This is a genomic window from Acidithiobacillus sp. (assembly GCF_023256195.1).
In the GTDB taxonomy this organism is placed as follows: domain Bacteria; phylum Pseudomonadota; class Gammaproteobacteria; order Acidithiobacillales; family Acidithiobacillaceae; genus Acidithiobacillus_A.
This window is the reverse complement of sequence record NZ_JAGDWX010000023.1, coordinates 73703-88867: the sequence shown is the minus strand read 5'-3', so window position 1 is coordinate 88867 and position 15165 is coordinate 73703. Positions and strand designations below refer to the sequence as shown.

At 67.1% G+C, this 15165-nt stretch carries 14 protein-coding genes; all 14 read left to right on the top strand.

Annotated features, from left to right (window positions below):
- Positions 1-137: 137 nt before the first annotated feature.
- The 14 genes from mraZ to Q0C23_RS05010 are packed head-to-tail and all read left to right on the top strand — an operon-like array spanning position 138 to position 15165.
- Complete coding sequence (mraZ, locus tag Q0C23_RS05075; protein ID WP_291511301.1) at positions 138-596, top strand: division/cell wall cluster transcriptional repressor MraZ; 459 nt, start codon at positions 138-140, stop codon at positions 594-596.
- Positions 593-1567, top strand: a complete 975-nt coding sequence (gene rsmH / locus Q0C23_RS05070; protein WP_291511300.1) for a 16S rRNA (cytosine(1402)-N(4))-methyltransferase RsmH — start codon at positions 593-595, stop codon at positions 1565-1567. The genes mraZ and rsmH overlap by 4 nt, the downstream gene beginning before the upstream one ends.
- Positions 1557-1820, top strand: a complete 264-nt coding sequence (gene ftsL, locus Q0C23_RS05065; protein ID WP_291511299.1) for a cell division protein FtsL — start codon at positions 1557-1559, stop codon at positions 1818-1820. Before rsmH ends, ftsL begins: the two co-directional genes overlap by 11 nt.
- Positions 1817-3589 carry a penicillin-binding protein 2 gene (locus Q0C23_RS05060; protein WP_291511298.1) on the top strand — a complete coding sequence of 591 codons (1773 nt, stop codon included), beginning with the start codon at positions 1817-1819 and terminating at the stop codon, positions 3587-3589. The genes ftsL and Q0C23_RS05060 overlap by 4 nt, the downstream gene beginning before the upstream one ends.
- Entirely contained in the window at positions 3576-5027 is a 1452-nt protein-coding gene (locus tag Q0C23_RS05055; protein WP_291511297.1) for a UDP-N-acetylmuramoyl-L-alanyl-D-glutamate--2,6-diaminopimelate ligase, read from the top strand. Before Q0C23_RS05060 ends, Q0C23_RS05055 begins: the two co-directional genes overlap by 14 nt.
- Positions 5024-6370: a UDP-N-acetylmuramoyl-tripeptide--D-alanyl-D-alanine ligase gene (murF, locus tag Q0C23_RS05050; protein WP_291511296.1), complete on the top strand. Its 1347-nt coding sequence runs from the start codon at positions 5024-5026 to the stop codon at positions 6368-6370. Before Q0C23_RS05055 ends, murF begins: the two co-directional genes overlap by 4 nt.
- A complete protein-coding gene (gene mraY, locus Q0C23_RS05045) occupies positions 6370-7452 on the top strand; it encodes a phospho-N-acetylmuramoyl-pentapeptide-transferase (protein ID WP_291511295.1) in 1083 nt (360 codons plus the stop codon). The genes murF and mraY overlap by 1 nt, the downstream gene beginning before the upstream one ends.
- A gap of 1 nt (position 7453) precedes the next feature.
- Complete coding sequence (gene murD, locus Q0C23_RS05040; RefSeq protein ID WP_291511294.1) at positions 7454-8818, top strand: UDP-N-acetylmuramoyl-L-alanine--D-glutamate ligase; 1365 nt, start codon at positions 7454-7456, stop codon at positions 8816-8818.
- Complete coding sequence (gene ftsW, locus Q0C23_RS05035; RefSeq protein ID WP_291511293.1) at positions 8815-9987, top strand: putative lipid II flippase FtsW; 1173 nt, start codon at positions 8815-8817, stop codon at positions 9985-9987. Before murD ends, ftsW begins: the two co-directional genes overlap by 4 nt.
- Positions 9980-11083, top strand: coding sequence for an undecaprenyldiphospho-muramoylpentapeptide beta-N-acetylglucosaminyltransferase (gene murG / locus Q0C23_RS05030; RefSeq protein WP_291511292.1), 1104 nt, complete (start codon positions 9980-9982; stop codon positions 11081-11083). Before ftsW ends, murG begins: the two co-directional genes overlap by 8 nt.
- Positions 11076-12473: a UDP-N-acetylmuramate--L-alanine ligase gene (gene murC, locus Q0C23_RS05025; protein ID WP_291511291.1), complete on the top strand. Its 1398-nt coding sequence runs from the start codon at positions 11076-11078 to the stop codon at positions 12471-12473. Before murG ends, murC begins: the two co-directional genes overlap by 8 nt.
- Complete coding sequence (gene murB, locus Q0C23_RS05020) at positions 12470-13348, top strand: UDP-N-acetylmuramate dehydrogenase (protein WP_291511290.1); 879 nt, start codon at positions 12470-12472, stop codon at positions 13346-13348. The genes murC and murB overlap by 4 nt, the downstream gene beginning before the upstream one ends.
- Positions 13341-14264 (top strand): D-alanine--D-alanine ligase, encoded by a 924-nt coding sequence (locus Q0C23_RS05015; RefSeq protein WP_291511289.1) that lies wholly within the window; start codon positions 13341-13343, stop codon positions 14262-14264. The genes murB and Q0C23_RS05015 overlap by 8 nt, the downstream gene beginning before the upstream one ends.
- Positions 14257-15165 carry a cell division protein FtsQ/DivIB gene (locus Q0C23_RS05010; protein WP_291511288.1) on the top strand — a complete coding sequence of 303 codons (909 nt, stop codon included), beginning with the start codon at positions 14257-14259 and terminating at the stop codon, positions 15163-15165. Before Q0C23_RS05015 ends, Q0C23_RS05010 begins: the two co-directional genes overlap by 8 nt.

Sequence of the window (15165 nt, the reverse complement as noted above, 5' to 3'; positions counted from 1 at the left end):
GAGAGGATCTCCATCAGATGCCGCTAAGATGCCGTAAAACTTCGGATTTTCCCCTTGACAGGACCGGCGCCAGCCACTAATCTCCGTTTTGTGGGGTAAAGTGGGTCAAAGTGGGATAATCTGGAGAGCTCAAGGCCATGTTTCGCGGAACACACCGGCACAGCCTGGACGGCAAAGGACGACTGAGCGTCCCGGCCCGCTTCCGCGACTGGCTCGCCAGCCACTGCGACGGCCAGCTCGTGGTCACCATCGATCCTTTCAGCCAGACCCAGGAGGAGCGCTGTCTGGTGGCCTATCCCCTGCCGCATTGGGAGGCGCTGGAACAGCGCGTCGCCGGTCTGCCCGGCAACAATCCGGCGGTACGGCGCTTTCAACGGCTATTCATCGGTCACTCCGAGGAGCTGCGTCTGGATGCCCAAGCGCGCATCCTCCTCTCCCCGGGACTGCGGCAATTCGCCGGTCTGGAAAAGGACGTGGTGCTGGTGGGCCAGATCGAGAAGTTCGAGATCTGGGATGCGGCGCGCTGGGATGCGAGCCAGGAAAACTGGCTGGCGGCCCGGGAGGATTTCTCCAGTCTGGGCGATCTGGTGCTGTGACCGATGCGCATCCCACCGCCGCCAGCCACGAGCCCGTCCTCCTCGCCGAGGTGCTGGCATGCTGCGAAGCGCTCCTGGAGCAGCCGGGTCCGCGGCTGTGGGTGGATGCGACGGGGGGACGGGGCGGCCACAGCGCGGCGCTGCTGGATCGCCTCGCGGCAGCGGATCGCCTGCTCATCCTCGATCGCGATCCCGAGGCCGTCGCTTACCTGCGCAGTCGCTTTGGCGGGGACCCGCGCGTCGTCGTGCACCACGCCCGGTTTTCGGAAATGGCGCGGGTGCTGGCAGCCAGCGGTGCGCAGCAGGCCCAGTTCATTCTGGCGGATCTCGGTGTGTCGTCGCCGCAGCTGGACTGCGCCGAGAGGGGTTTCAGCTTTCTGCGGGATGGTCCCCTGGACATGCGTATGGATCCGGGTCGCGGGATGAGCGCGGCAGAATGGTTGGCAGGCGCCGAGGTCGGCGAGATCGCGCAGGTGCTACGCGATTACGGGGAGGAGCGAGAGGCTCGGCGCATCGCCCGGGCCATCGTCGCGGCGCGAGCGACGACCCCCCTCACACGGACCAGTCATCTGGCGGATCTCGTCACCAGTCTTCTGCCGCGCGCCCGGGCCCAGGCCATCCACCCGGCGACGCGCACCTTTCAGGCCATCCGCATGCACATCAACGATGAACTGGGCGAAATCCGCGCCTTCCTACCGGCGGCCATGGACTGCCTTGCCCCGGGCGGGCGGCTGGCCGTCATCAGCTTCCACTCGCTGGAGGATCGATGGATCAAGCGTTTCTTTCGCGCCGATGCCCTGCAGCCCGACCCCGATCTGCCGCTGCGCGCCACCGAAATCCCGGAATCGCCCTGGTTTGCTCTGGGCCGTGCCATCCGCGCCAGCGCCGCCGAAATCGCCCACAATCCCCGCGCCCGTTCCGCCCTGCTGCGGGTCGCCCAGAAGCGAGGAGGTCCACATCGTGCGTCCTAGTACCATCACTCTGGTTCTGCTGATCACCTTGACCCTGTTAGGTATCGTCGCCGCCCGCGAGAGTTCCCGCGCTGTCTTCATCCGACTGCAGGCAGCCCAGGCGCGCGCCTTCGCCCTGGACAATCGCTGGGGACAACTGCAGCTGGAGCAGGCCACCTTGGCCTCCAATGCCCGGGTGGGCGACATCGCGCGACAGAAGCTCGGCCTTGTCGCCCCCAAGAATCGTCAGATCGTGATGGTCAAAGCCCCATGACTCTGAGCCGCCAACGCCTCCTGGCCAGCCCACGCCCACTCCCCGCCTGGCGGGCGCGAGCGGTGTGGACCCTGCTGGGGCTCGGTCTGGGCGGCACCATGCTGGCTTCCTGGGATGCACAAGTGCTGCGTCACCACCAACTGCGCGACCAAGGTGACCAGCGCTATCTGCGACAACTGCCGCTACCGTTGCCGGCACGTGCGCCCATCGTCGACCGCCACGGCGAGGTGCTGGCGGTGTCGGTACCGACCACGACCCTCTGGGCCGACCCCCGCTTCTTTCCGGTCTCGGGACCGGAGTTCAGCGCCGTGGCGCAGGCGCTGCACCTGTCCGAAGCGGAACTGCGGCAGCGGCTGCATCGGGGTGGCAGCCGTTTTGCCTACGTCGCCCGCCAGTTGCCGCCCGATGCAGCGGCCCCGGTGCTGGCCATGAAGGTGGCAGGGCTGCACCAGCTGCTGGAATACCGTCGCTATTACCCCGACGCCGATGTGACGGGCCCATTGCTGGGCTTCACGGATCTCGACGGGCACGGCATTGCTGGTATCGAGCTCAGCTACGATTCCTGGCTGCGCAGCAAAGGCAGCACGGCGACGGCATTGCAGGACAACCGCGGTCGCACCCTGGCCTTCGCCGGCCTGCCGGCTACCGCCAAGGCTGGTCAAACCCTCGCCCTCAGCATCGATCGCAATCTGCAGTACACGGCCTACACGGCGCTGGCGGCGGCGGTGCAGGCGGCGGGTGCGAGCTCCGGCTCGGCGGTGCTCATGGACCTGCGCAACGGCGAGATCCTGGCGCTGGTCAGCTATCCCTCCTACAACCCCAACAACCGCTCCGATTATGTGGCCAAGCTCTACGACAACCGCGCCCTCAACCACACCTATGAGCCCGGCTCGGTGATGAAGCCCTTTGCCGTGGCCGCCGCCCTGGACGCGGGCAGCATCCGGCCCGACAGCCGCTTCGACGTGGCTACCTCCTGTTACCGGGTAGGGCGCTACTGCATCCGCGACGATGTCCGTCACGGTACCCTCGACCTGCGCCAGGTACTGCAGTACTCCAGCAATATCGGAGCGGCGCAGATCTCGTTGCGGACTCCACCCGCCGCCCTCTACGGAACCCTGCAAAGGGCCGGCTTCGGGCGTATCAGCGAGATTGGCTTTCCGGGCGAGGCACCCGGTAATCTGCCCCCTTCGCAGAACTGGGACCGCAGTCGGCAGGCAGCCATGGCCTACGGCTACGGCATTTCCGTCACGACCCTGCAGCTTGCGGCCGCCTACGGCGCCATTGCGCGGGATGGAATCTATCTGCGCCCGACCCTCGTGCACGGCGGCAATACCGATGAGCATCCCGGTCCTGCGGTCATGCGGCCGCAGACGGCAGCTCTGCTGCGGCAGTGGTTGCAGGCGGTGGTGGCGCCCGGGGGTACGGGCTTCCTGGCGGCGATTCCGGGTTACTCCGTGGCCGGCAAGACCGGGACCTCGGCCCTGGCCAACGGCAAAGGCGGCTTTCACCACAGTCGGGTCAATACCAGCTTCGTCGGATTCGCCCCCGCCGAGCACCCGCGCCTCGTGATGGCGGTGACGGTGCGCGACCCGAGTCGCGGGCTGCGTTATGGAGGCGTCGTTGCCGCACCCGTCTTTCGCGTGACCATGGGCGCTGCCCTGCGCGCCTTGAGGGTGCCGCCCGACCGCCCATTCAGCGACGGTATCGTGAAAGTCAGCAGCACCCAACAAAAGCTCTGGGCAGAGGGGGCCGGCGATGCCCGCCACTGACGCCTTGGCCCTGGATAGTCTGCTACCGGAGCTCAGGGGTGCCGAGGCTCTGCGCGTTACCGGGATCGAGAGCGACAGTCGGCGGGTGCGAACGGGTCAACTTTTCGTCGGGCTGGAGAGTCGCCACGGGGAGGGTCGGCGTTTTCTGGCGGAGGCTTTCGCCGCCGGCGCCGCCGCGGCTCTGGTCCAAGGCCCGCAGGGCAGCTTCGAGACGGTGGCCGGGAGGCCCTGCTGGACCCACCCCGAAGCGCCCCGGCTGCTGGGAGAGGCCCTGTGTCGTTGGCACCGCTGGGACGCCGATACACCGCCGCGTCTCGTCGGCGTCACCGGTACCAACGGCAAAAGCAGTGTGACCTGGCTCATTGCCCAACTCGCCGGGGCGCACAGCGAAGTCCTCGGCACTTTGGGGGCTGGCCCGCTGGGTGCGCTTCGACCGCTGGCCAACACCACACCGGCGGCCGTGGAGCTGTGGACCTTGCTGGCCGCGGCGCGGGACCGCGGCGCGCGTAGCTTGGCCATGGAAGTGTCCTCCCACGCCCTCGCTCTGCAACGGGTGGCCGGCGTGCCTTTTACCGCCGCCGTCTTCACCAATCTGAGTCGTGACCACTTGGATTTCCATGGCAGCATGGCCGCTTACGGGGCAGCCAAGGCCAAGCTTTTCGAAAGCGATACGCTGCATCTTGCGGTGCTCAATGCCGACGACCCCTTCAGCGCCACCCTGCGCGCCCGCCTGCGCCCGGATGTGCGGATCCTGGGCTACGGTTTCGAGGCTGGCGATTATCGGGTGCGCGAGTATCACCCAGGCGCTAGCGCCACCCTGCTTGTCCTCGATACGCCGAGCGGCACCAGGCGCCTGCGCCTCCCCCTCATCGGGCGCGCCAATGTCCGCAACTTCCTGGCCGCCCTCGCCAGTGTCGAAGGGCTCGGCTTCGAGACGGACACGCAGGCGCTGGCCGACTTGCATTTACCACCGGGGCGCTACCAACGTCTGTTGGCCCAGACCCCCGAGCAGCCGGACGTGCTCATCGACTACGCCCACACCCCCGATGCTTTGCGGCAAGTACTGGAGGATCTGCGCGCCGTGGCCAAAGGCCGGATCACGGTGGTTTTCGGCTGCGGCGGTGATCGCGATCGCGGTAAACGGCCAGAGATGGGGGCCGTGGCCGCGGCACTTGCGGACCGCGTCGTCTTGACCGATGACAATCCGCGTTCCGAAACGCCCGCCGCCATCGTCGCCGATATCCTCGAGGGCATCCCGCAAGGGCGAGCGGAGGTCTGCCACGAACGCGCCGCCGCCATCGCCAAAGCCATCGGCGAGGCAGGGCACGGCGATTGGGTGCTCATCGCCGGCAAGGGACACGAGCAAACCCAAGAGATCGCCGGCGAAAAACGCCCGTGCAACGATCTCGAGCTGGCGCGCGAGGCGCTACACTCATGATGCGCTATTCCTTGCAGGAGATCGTCCAGCGCACAGGCGGCAGCCTGCTCCCGGGTTCCGATCCGGCGCAGGAAATCCATGGCGTCGGTATCGACAGCCGTCAGGACCTCTCCGGCCGCCTCTTCGTCGCCCTGCGCGGCCCGCGTTTCGACGGCCACGACTTCATCGAGGCCGCCCGACGTGCGGGTGCGGCCGCTGTCCTGGTCCAACATTCCTGTGCCGGACCCGGTGTACGGGTGGAAAACCCGCTGGTGGCTCTACAGGCCCTCGCTGCCGCTTGGCGCCGGGAGCTGGGCACTCCCGTCGCCGCCGTCACCGGTTCCTGCGGCAAGACCTCCGTCAAAGAGATCCTTGCCGCCATGCTTGGGCAAAGTGGCCCTTGTCTCGCTACCCGTGGCAACCTCAACAACCACATCGGCGTTCCCCTGACTCTGGCGGAACTCGGGCCCGAGCACCGTTTCGCGGTCGTGGAGATGGGCATGAACCACGCCGGTGAGATTGCCGTCCTCACCCGCATGGCGGCGCCGGACCTGGCCCTGATCAACAACGCCGGACCCGCCCACATCGAGAATCTTGGCAGCATCGCCGCCATCGCGGCGGCCAAGGGCGAGATCCTCGAGGGGCTGTCCGCGCAGGGTATCGCCGTCATCAACGGCGACGACGACTACGCGGACTTCTGGGCCGAGCGGTCGCCGGGCGAAGTCTGGCGTTTCAGCCTCACGGATCGTCCGGCTCGGGTACGCGGGACCTGGCACCCGCAGGGGGACGGCGGGCTGCTGGAGCTGCGCGCACCCCAGGGGAGCCTGAGCCTGCCCATTCCACTGGCCGGCCGTCACAACGGTGCCAACGTGCTGGCCGCCGCCACCGCCGCCCTCGCTCTGAACGTCCGTCTCGACCAGATCGGCCGCGCCGTGGCCGGCCTAAAGCCCGTGCCCGGCCGCCTGCAATGGCGGCCCGGCAAGGGTGGCAGCCGCATCCTGGACGATACCTACAACGCCAATCCGGCCTCGGTGGAGGCGGCGCTGCGCGTCCTTGCCGAGCAGCCGGGCCGACGCTACCTGATCCTCGGGGACATGGCGGAACTGGGGGCGGATGCCGAACTCCATCACCAGCAGATCGGCGTCCACGCCCGCGAATCGGGCATCGACGGCGTTTTCACCGTGGGCAGACTCAGCGCGGCCACGAGCCGCGCCTTCGGCCCCGACGCTACCCACTTTGAGTCGCAGGATGCGCTCCTGACCGCCGTCCCCACACTCCTCGGAGCGGACGCCGTCGTGCTCGTCAAAGGTTCCCGCGCCGCCCGCATGGAACGGGTGGTCGAAGCCCTGACGGAGGCATCCTGATGCTGTATTACCTCTTCATGCAGCTGGGCAGCCTCTACCACGGCTTCTATGTTTTCCAGTACCTGACCCTGCGCGGCGTGATGGCCATTCTGACGGCGCTGGTCCTCTCCCTGGCGCTGGGACCCTGGGTCATCGCCCGTCTGCGGCGCTATCGCATCGGCCAGATGGTGCGCAGCGACGGACCGGAAACCCACCTGGTCAAGCAGGGCACACCCACCATGGGTGGGGCACTGATCTTGCTGGTAGTGATCCTGACCACCCTGCTCTGGTCGGATCTGGCCAACCCGCTGGTCTGGGTCGCCGTGGTCACCACCTTCGCCTTCGGTGCCATCGGCTTCGTCGACGACTGGCGTAAACTGCGCCGGCGTAACACCAAGGGCCTGTCGGCGCGCGCCAAGTATGGACTCCAGTCCCTGGTTGCCCTGGCCGCCGCCACCACCCTCTATGGCCTTGCCAGCAAGCCGGTGGAGACGAGCCTGATCATCCCCTTCGTCCCCCACATCCTGATCCCGCTGGGGCTGGGTTTCATCGTTTTCAGTTACTTCGTCATCGTCGGCACCTCCAATGCCGTGAACCTCACCGATGGCCTGGATGGCCTCGCCATCGTGCCGACGGTGATGGTGGCGGGCGCTCTGGGCATTTTCGCCTACGTCTCGGGCAATGCCGTCTTCGCCAAATATCTGGGGGTGCCGTGGGTGCCGGGCGCCGGGCAGATGCTCATATTCTGCGGTGCCCTGGTGGGGGCGGGCCTCGGTTTTCTCTGGTTCAACACGTATCCCGCCGAGGTGTTTATGGGTGACACGGGCGCCCTCGCCCTGGGTGCGGCTTTGGCCATCGTCGCCATCGTCGCGAGACAGGAACTGGTGCTCTTCATCATGGGCGGGGTCTTCGTGGTGGAAACCCTTTCGGTGATGATCCAGGTGGCCTCCTTCCGATTGACGGGCAAGCGCGTTTTTCGTATGGCGCCGCTGCACCACCACTACGAGAAAAAGGGCTGGCCGGAACCACGGGTGGCCGTACGTTTCTGGATCATTACCGTGATCCTCGTGCTCATCGGTCTGTCGAGTTTGAAGATCCGCTGATATGCATACGCCCTGGCAAAATCTCGACATCCGCATCCTGGGCCTCGGCCAGACGGGCCTGTCCTGTCTGCGCTGGGCCCAGCGGGAGGGACTGCAGCCGCAGGCCTTCGACACCCGCGCCCAGCTCGCGACGGTGCGCCCCTGGGCGGAGGAATTCCCCGGCTGCGATCTGCACTTTGGCGAGCTCCCGGAGGACGCCCTGCTGGGCGCCGACCTGGTCCTGGTGAGTCCCGGCCTACCGCCCACCCTGGCGGCTCTGCGTCGCGCGCAGGCGGAAGGTATCGCCCTGTGGAGCGATATCGAACTTTTCGGCCGCTTGGCCGGCGCGCCCATCGCTGCCATCACCGGCAGTAATGGCAAGAGCACGGTGACCACGCTGCTCGGCGAGATGGCTCGGGCCGCCGGCATCGAAGTGGCCGTAGGGGGTAATCTGGGCACACCGGCCTTGGATCTTCTGCCGGCGGAGAACGTCCCCGCGTCCGCACTTTACGTCCTGGAACTTTCCAGTTTCCAGCTCCACTACTGTAGCGACTTCCGCCCACAGGTGGCCGCCATCCTCAATCTCAGCCCCGACCATCTGGACTGGCACGGCGACATGGACGCGTACCTTGACGCCAAGGCACGGATCTTCCGGGCCATGGGCGAGGGCGACACCGTGGTGCTGAATGCGGAGGACCCGGCACTGCAGACTTTGCCGCCGCGCATACCGGCCGGGGTGCGCCTGCGCACCTTCGGCCACTCACCGGCGGCGGACGCCTGGGCGGACGCGCAGGCCCTGCACTGGCCGCCCGCAGCGAGCCTCGCTGTAGACGAGCTTCACCTACCGGGTGCACACAACCGCGAAAACGTCCTTGCGGCCGCGCTCATGGCCAGCGCGCTGGACCTTCCGCAGGCCGCCATCCGCCAAGCGGCGAAGGACTTTCGCGGTTTGCCGCATCGGCTGCAGTGGGTGGCCCGGGTGGACGGAGTGGATTACTACGACGATTCCAAAGGCACCAATCTGGGCGCGAGCCTGCGAGCCATCGAGGCCCTGCCGGGGCCCCTGGTGCTGATCCTGGGCGGCGACGCCAAGGGGGCGGACCTCAGCCCCTTGCGCGCGGCCCTTCAGGGGCAAAGGGGTGCGGTGCTCCTCGGCAAGGATGCGGAATCGCTCGAGAATATCCTCGCCGGCGCCTTGCCCATTCGGCGCATTCGCGAGGGCGGCATGGCGGCGGCGGTGCAGGCCGCTGCCACCATGGCCCAGCCCGGCGACCAGGTCTTGCTGTCGCCGGCCTGCGCGAGCCTCGACATGTTCCAGGACTATCGCGACCGGGGGCGGCAGTTCGCCGCCGCCGTCCAGGCAATGCTGCGGGAGGTGACGCCGTGAAGAAACCCAGCTGGTGGCTGGCGGAAGATGGCCCCGCCGATCTCACCCTCTGGTGGATCGTCATCGTTCTACTCTGCTTCGGTCTGGTCATGGTCTACTCCGCCAGCGCCCCCGTGGCCCAGCACGAGACTGGCAACGCCTTCTACTTCGCGGAGCGGCAGGCGCTCTACGCCGTGCTGGCCGCTGCGGTCCTCTATTACTTCAGCCGCATCGATCTGGATTTTTGGGAGCGCATGACCTTTCCGCTGATGGGGCTATCGCTGATCACCTTGGTCATGGTCTTCCTGCCCGTGATCGGCGTGTCCGTCAATGGCTCCCATCGCTGGCTGAATCTGATCGTCGTCCGTCTGCAGCCATCGGAGCTTTTGAAGTTTGCCTTGCTGCTCTTCATCTCCCGCTATGTGGTTCGCAAAGGCGACCTCCTGGGCAAATTCAAGGAAGGCCTGTGGCCGATCTTCCTGGTGCTGGGGCTGCTCGGGGTTTTGCTCCTGCTGCAGCCGGATTTTGGCTCCTACGCCATGGTCGTGCTCATCACCGGGGTGCTCCTCTTCCTGGGTGGCCTGCCCTTGGGCTATGTGCTCCTGGCGGGTCTGGTAGCGGGCGGTGCCCTGAGCTTCCTGGCCATTTCCGCGCCCTATCGTCTGGCGCGTATCACCGCCTTCCAGAATCCCTGGGCCGATCCCTACGGGGCGGGCTTTCAGCTCGTGCAGTCGCTCATTGCTTTCGGCCGTGGCGGAATATTCGGAGTTGGCCTTGGCGACGGGATCATGAAGTATTTCTATCTGCCCGAATCCTATACCGATTTCATCCTGGCGGTGATCGGTGAGGAGTTGGGGCTGGTGGGGGTCTGGGCACTGGCCATCCTCTACGCCATCGCCAGTTGGCGCATCTACCGCATCGGGCGGCGGGCGGCGGCGGCGGGTGACGCCTTCTATGCCCTCTTCTGCTACGGCGCCCTCACCTGGTTCGGGGGCGAAGCCGTGCTTTCCATGGGCGTCAATCTGGGCGCCCTGCCCACCAAAGGCTTCGCCCTGCCCCTGATCAGCTACGGCGGCAGCGCGCTGGTCTTTCTCTGTGCCACCCTGGGGGTGGTGTTGGCGGTCAGTCGCCGCTACCCCGCCGTAAAGCGCGAGCCGTCCGAGCAGCCGGCGGAGGTGGCCCATGGCTGAATCCGTGCCGACCACAAGCATCGCCAGGGGCCGGGTGCTCATCGCCGCCGGTGGTACCGGCGGCCACATCTTCCCCGCCTTGGCCGTGGCCGATTGCCTGCGCCGAGACGGTCTACAGGTGGACTTTGCCGGTACCCCACAGGGCATGGAGACTACCCTGGTTCCGGCCCGCGGCTACCCCCTGCATTGCCTGAACATGCGCGGCCTGCGGGGCAAGGGACTGGCTGGCTGGCTGCTCCTGCCCTGGCGTCTCGGCCGGGCCCTGGTGGAAGCACGGCGGATCCTTCGCACCTGCGGCAGCCAGGTCGTCCTCGGCATGGGAGGCTATGTCTCGGCACCCGTCGGTCTGGCGGCTTGGACCCTGGGCCGTCCCTTGTGTCTGCACGAACAGAATGCGGTTGCCGGCCTCAGCAATCGCTTGCTGGCACCCTTGGCACGTCGGGTGTTCACGGGCTTCCCCCATGCGCCCTGGGCCAAGGCGGAGTGGGTGGGTAACCCCGTGCGTCCGGAAATCGCCGCGTTGCCAGAGCCGCAGGCGCGACTGGCGGGGAGAACCGGACCGGGTCGCCTCTTGGTTCTGGGTGGCAGCCGCGGCGCCAAGGTCCTCAACGAGATCGTCGTAGCCGCGCTGGCCAGCTTCGAGGCAGGTGAACGTCCGGAAATCTGGCATCAGACCGGCGCCGAGCACCTGGAAAATACGCGCAGGGCCTACGCCGAGGCGGGTGTGGTGGCGCGGGTGGACGCCTTCATCGAGGACATGGCCGAGGCGCTGGGCTGGGCGGATCTGGCCATCTGTCGGGCCGGCGCGGCGACCGTGGCAGAACTGGCGGCGGCGGGCCTCGGGGCCTTGCTGATCCCATACCCTTATGCCGTTGACGACCACCAGGCTGCCAACGCCCGCTTTCTGGAGCAGGCGGGGGCGGGGCGTATGCTGCGGCAGGAGGATCTGGACGGGGAGGGACTGCGCAGCATCCTCGCTCCCCTGCTGGCGGATACCGAGCTGCTGCGCCGCTGGGCAGAAGCAGCCCGCGCCCAGGCACGCACCGATGCGGCGCAGAGAGTGGCCGCTGCCTGCGAGGAGCTCTGCCATGCGTAACTGGGTACGGCAGATTCACATGGTGGGCATCGGCGGCAGCGGCATGCGCGGCATTGCCGAGGTGCTCCTCAATCTGGGCTATGCCGTGTCCGGTTCCGATCTGCGCGCCAGTGCCGCCACCCTGCGTCTGGAGGATCTGGGTGCGCGCATCTTCAGTGGGCACGAAGCGGCCAACGTGCGCGGCGCCGACGTCGTGGTCATCTCCTCGGCGGTTCCCGAGAGCAACCCCGAGGTGCAGGCGGCGCGGGACCAACGGATTCCGGTGATCCGGCGCGCGGAGATGCTGGCGGAACTCATGCGCTTCCGCCAGGGTATCGCCGTCGCCGGCACCCACGGCAAAACCACGACCACGAGCCTCATCGCCAGCATCCTTGCGGTGGCGGGTCTGGACCCGACCTTCGTCATCGGCGGGCTGCTGAAGAGTGCCGGCACCAACGCGCGCCTCGGTGATGGCGAGTATCTGGTGGCCGAGGCGGACGAATCCGACGCCTCTTTCCTATACCTCGCGCCAGTCATGGCAGTGGTCACCAACATCGATGCCGATCACATGGACACCTATGGCGGCAGTCTCGAGGAATTGCGCCGCGCCTTCCTGCAGTTTCTGCAACGACTGCCTTTCTACGGTCTGGCGGTACTCTGCACCGACGATCCGCTGGTGCGCGGTCTTATCCCGGAACTGCGCTCGCCGGTACTGGGCTACGGTTTCTCGCCCGCGGCCGATCTACAGGCCCGCCACTGGCGTCAGGTCCAGGGACGATCCCAGTTCGAGGTCTGGCGGCGGGTGGATGGCGAGGCGGTACACTGGCTGGACGCGGAGCTGGCCATTCCCGGCCGCCACAATGTGCTCAATGCCCTGGCAGCCATGGGCATTGCCAGCAAGGTTGGGGTCCGCGCCGAGACCATTCGCACAGCCCTGGCGGATTTTCGCGGTGTCGGTCGGCGCTTCGAGATCCTCGGCGACTTCGCCGGCGTCACCATTGTCGACGACTACGGTCATCACCCTCGGGAATTGGCAGCGACCTTGGCAGCGGCGCGGGACATGTGGCCAGACCGACCTCTCGTGCTCGCCTTTCAACCGCACCGATTCAGTCGCACGCGCGATCTCTTCGCCGACTTCGTCCAGGTGCTGGGAGAGGCGGATCGCAGCATCCTGCTGGACGTCTACAGCGCCGGCGAAGCGGCCATAGCCGGCGTGGACAGCGCCCATCTTGCCGCGGCCGTGACCGCTTCCGGTCGGCAGGCGGATTATCTGCCGGCGGCCCTGGAGCAGCCGGAGCTCATCCTGCCGCTACTGCCCGCAGGCGCCGTTCTGATCTGCGCCGGCGCCGGTAGCATCGCCCGCTGGGCCAATCTCTGGCCCGCCATCTTCGGTAGCGGAGGTGCAGCATGAGCGGCGGACGCTTGCGCCTCGGCGAACGCCTGGATCGCCACACCAGTTGGCGGGTGGGTGGGCCGGCGGATCGCTTCTACATGCCACAGGATTTTGCCGATCTCCATTACTTCCTCCACCACTTTGCGGTGCCACCCATCCATTGGCTGGGTCTGGGCAGCAATCTCCTGGTGCGGGATGGCGGCCTGCGCGGCACGGTAATCTGTTTTGCCCACGGCCTGCAGCGCATGGAACTGGCAGAGCCGGACCTCATCGTCGCCGAGGCCGGTGTGGGTGCCGTCAAGCTTGCCCACTTTGCCGCCCGTGCGGGCCTGGCTGGTGCCGAGTTCCTCGCGGGTATCCCGGGAACCCTGGGCGGCTGTCTGGCCATGAATGCCGGCGCCCATGGAAGTGAGACCTGGCAACGGGTGGAGTGGGTGGAAACCCTGAGCCCGACGGGTGAACTGCGCCGCCTGCCGCCGACGGCCTTTCGCATCGCCTATCGGGAGGTGCAGGGGCTGGGTCCGGACTGCTTCGTGCGCGCCGCCCTGCGCCTGACTGCCGATGAACCGGGGGCGGTGCAGGCGCGACTGCGAGCCGGTCAGGAGCGCCGTGCCGCCACCCAGCCTCTGGAGTGGCCGAGCTGCGGCTCCGTTTTTCGCAACCCGCCGGGCGACTACGCGGCCCGCCTCATCGAAGCGGCGGGACTCAAGGGGCGACGCATCGGCGATGCCGAGGTCAGCCCTCAGCACGCCAACTTCATCGTCAATCGTGGTGCCGCCCGGGCCACGCAGATCGAGGCCCTGGTGCAGGAGGTTCAAGACGAGGTACGGCGCCGTTTCGAGGTACTGTTGATTCCGGAAATGCGGGTGATCGGGGAGGATGACGATGTCTGAATGGCCGACCATCGCCCTTCTCTGCGGCGGCCCATCCGGAGAGCGGGACGTATCCCTGGCCAGCGCCGCAGCCGTGCGCCGCGCCCTGGAAAGCGCCGCAGTGCGCGTCGTCCAGATCGACGTCGAGCCGCGCCGGATCCAGGCGCAGTTGGCCGAAAGTGGCGCGGACTTCGTCTTCAATGTCTGCCACGGGCAGTTTGGCGAGGACGGCCTGCTCCAGGCCTGCCTCGAAGCCAGCGGGCTGCCCTACACCGGCAGCGGGGTGCTGGCCAGCGCCCTGGCCATGGATAAGTGGCGCAGCAAACGTCTTTGGCAGGCCGCGGGCCTGCCCACCACCCGTGGCCGGCGGCTGCGCCGGGGAGAGGCGCCAGACCCACTGCGGATCTCCCAATGGCCGGTCTTTGTCAAACCCAACCGCGCCGGCTCCAGCCTCGGCATCAGTCGAGTGGAAAGGGCAGAGGACCTGGGTGAGGCCATGGCGCGGGCTTTCGCCGTGGACTCGGAGATCCTGGTGGAGGAAGCCGTTCTGGGGCTGGAAGCAACGGTGGGGATCGTCGGCGAACGCGCCATGCCGCCCATCGTCATTCGTCCTCATCGACTCTTTTACGATTACGAAGCCAAGTATTTGGCCGACGATACCGAGTATCTGCTGCCTTCCGGTCTTCCCGCGGCGACGGAACGGCGCCTGCAGGAACTGGCCTTGCAGGCCTTCCGGGAGCTCGACGGCTGCGATTGGGGGCGGGTGGATTTTCTCGTCGATGACCGTCAGGACATCTACCTGCTCGAGCTCAATGCCGTACCGGGGATGACCGACCACAGTCTGATTCCCATGGCCGCCAAGGCCATGGGCTGGAGTATGACCGAGCTGTGTCTGGAGATAGTGAGCACCGCTCAAAGGAGATGGAATCGTGGTTAGCGTGATGCGCGACATGCGCCATTGGCGTGCCCAGAACAGCACCGTTACGACGGAGCCCGCCGCTGTAGCGCGGCGTACGCCGCCAGCCCGCCCGCTCCAAGAGAAGCCCGCAGCAGGGACAGGAGCCGGCGTCCAACGCCGGCCCTTTCCCTGGCGCTTCTATGGTCGGGGACTGGCCCTGGGACTCGGCCTCAGCGTCCTGGCCTGGGGAAGCTGGCTGGGCTGGCAGACCTTACGCAATCCCGCTTTCATGCCCATCGAGACCATCCACATAGAAGGCCTGGCGCCGCAGGTCCCGTTGCCAGAGGTCAATGGCGTGCTGCGTCCCTACCTGCAGCAAGGTTTCCTCTGGCTGGATCCCCAAGCCGTACGGGCCTCCCTGATGCGGCTCCCCTGGGTCGCCAACGCCGATGTTCGGCGGGTGTGGCCGGACCGTCTGGACGTGCAGCTGACCCGCTATCAGGCGGCAGCGCGCTGGTTGGGCGGTAGCGGTCAACTGCTCTCGAACCATGGCGAGATATTCACGGTGCCCGACCGTGAGGTCCCCAAGGACCTCCCGAGCCTGTATGGGCCGGCGCAGTCCGGCGCGGCACTGCTGGACGCCCTGAAGACCTTCGACGGCATCCTCAGCCCCTTAAGCCTGCGGGTGACCGCTCTGGAGCAGGTGCCCAGTGGCGGCTGGCGCTGCATTCTGAGCGATGGTGTGCGCCTCGTCCTCGGCGCCCAGGATCCCGAAGGAACCCTCCGTCGCTGGGTCGCGGTGGTACCTCAGCTCCAGTCCTACCTGGTCGCCGGAGCGACCATGGATCTGCGTTACGACAATGGTTTCGCGGTCGCTCTGCCGGGGGCGACCAAGTCTGGTTCGGCACAAGGGGATGGAACATCCCAAGGAGAGAAATGA

Excerpts from the sequence above, each read along its gene's own strand:
- mraZ (WP_291511301.1), top strand. The coding sequence starts at position 138 with ATGTTTCGCGGAACACACCGGCACAGCCTGGACGGCAAAGGACGACTG.
- Q0C23_RS05060 (WP_291511298.1), top strand. The coding sequence starts at position 1,817 with ATGACTCTGAGCCGCCAACGCCTCCTGGCCAGCCCACGCCCACTCCCC.
- Q0C23_RS05055 (WP_291511297.1), top strand. The coding sequence starts at position 3,576 with ATGCCCGCCACTGACGCCTTGGCCCTGGATAGTCTGCTACCGGAGCTC.
- murF (WP_291511296.1), top strand. The coding sequence starts at position 5,024 with ATGATGCGCTATTCCTTGCAGGAGATCGTCCAGCGCACAGGCGGCAGC.
- mraY (WP_291511295.1), top strand. The coding sequence starts at position 6,370 with ATGCTGTATTACCTCTTCATGCAGCTGGGCAGCCTCTACCACGGCTTC.
- murD (WP_291511294.1), top strand. The coding sequence starts at position 7,454 with ATGCATACGCCCTGGCAAAATCTCGACATCCGCATCCTGGGCCTCGGC.
- murG (WP_291511292.1), top strand. The coding sequence starts at position 9,980 with ATGGCTGAATCCGTGCCGACCACAAGCATCGCCAGGGGCCGGGTGCTC.
- murC (WP_291511291.1), top strand. The coding sequence starts at position 11,076 with ATGCGTAACTGGGTACGGCAGATTCACATGGTGGGCATCGGCGGCAGC.
- murB (WP_291511290.1), top strand. The coding sequence starts at position 12,470 with ATGAGCGGCGGACGCTTGCGCCTCGGCGAACGCCTGGATCGCCACACC.
- Q0C23_RS05015 (WP_291511289.1), top strand. The coding sequence starts at position 13,341 with ATGTCTGAATGGCCGACCATCGCCCTTCTCTGCGGCGGCCCATCCGGA.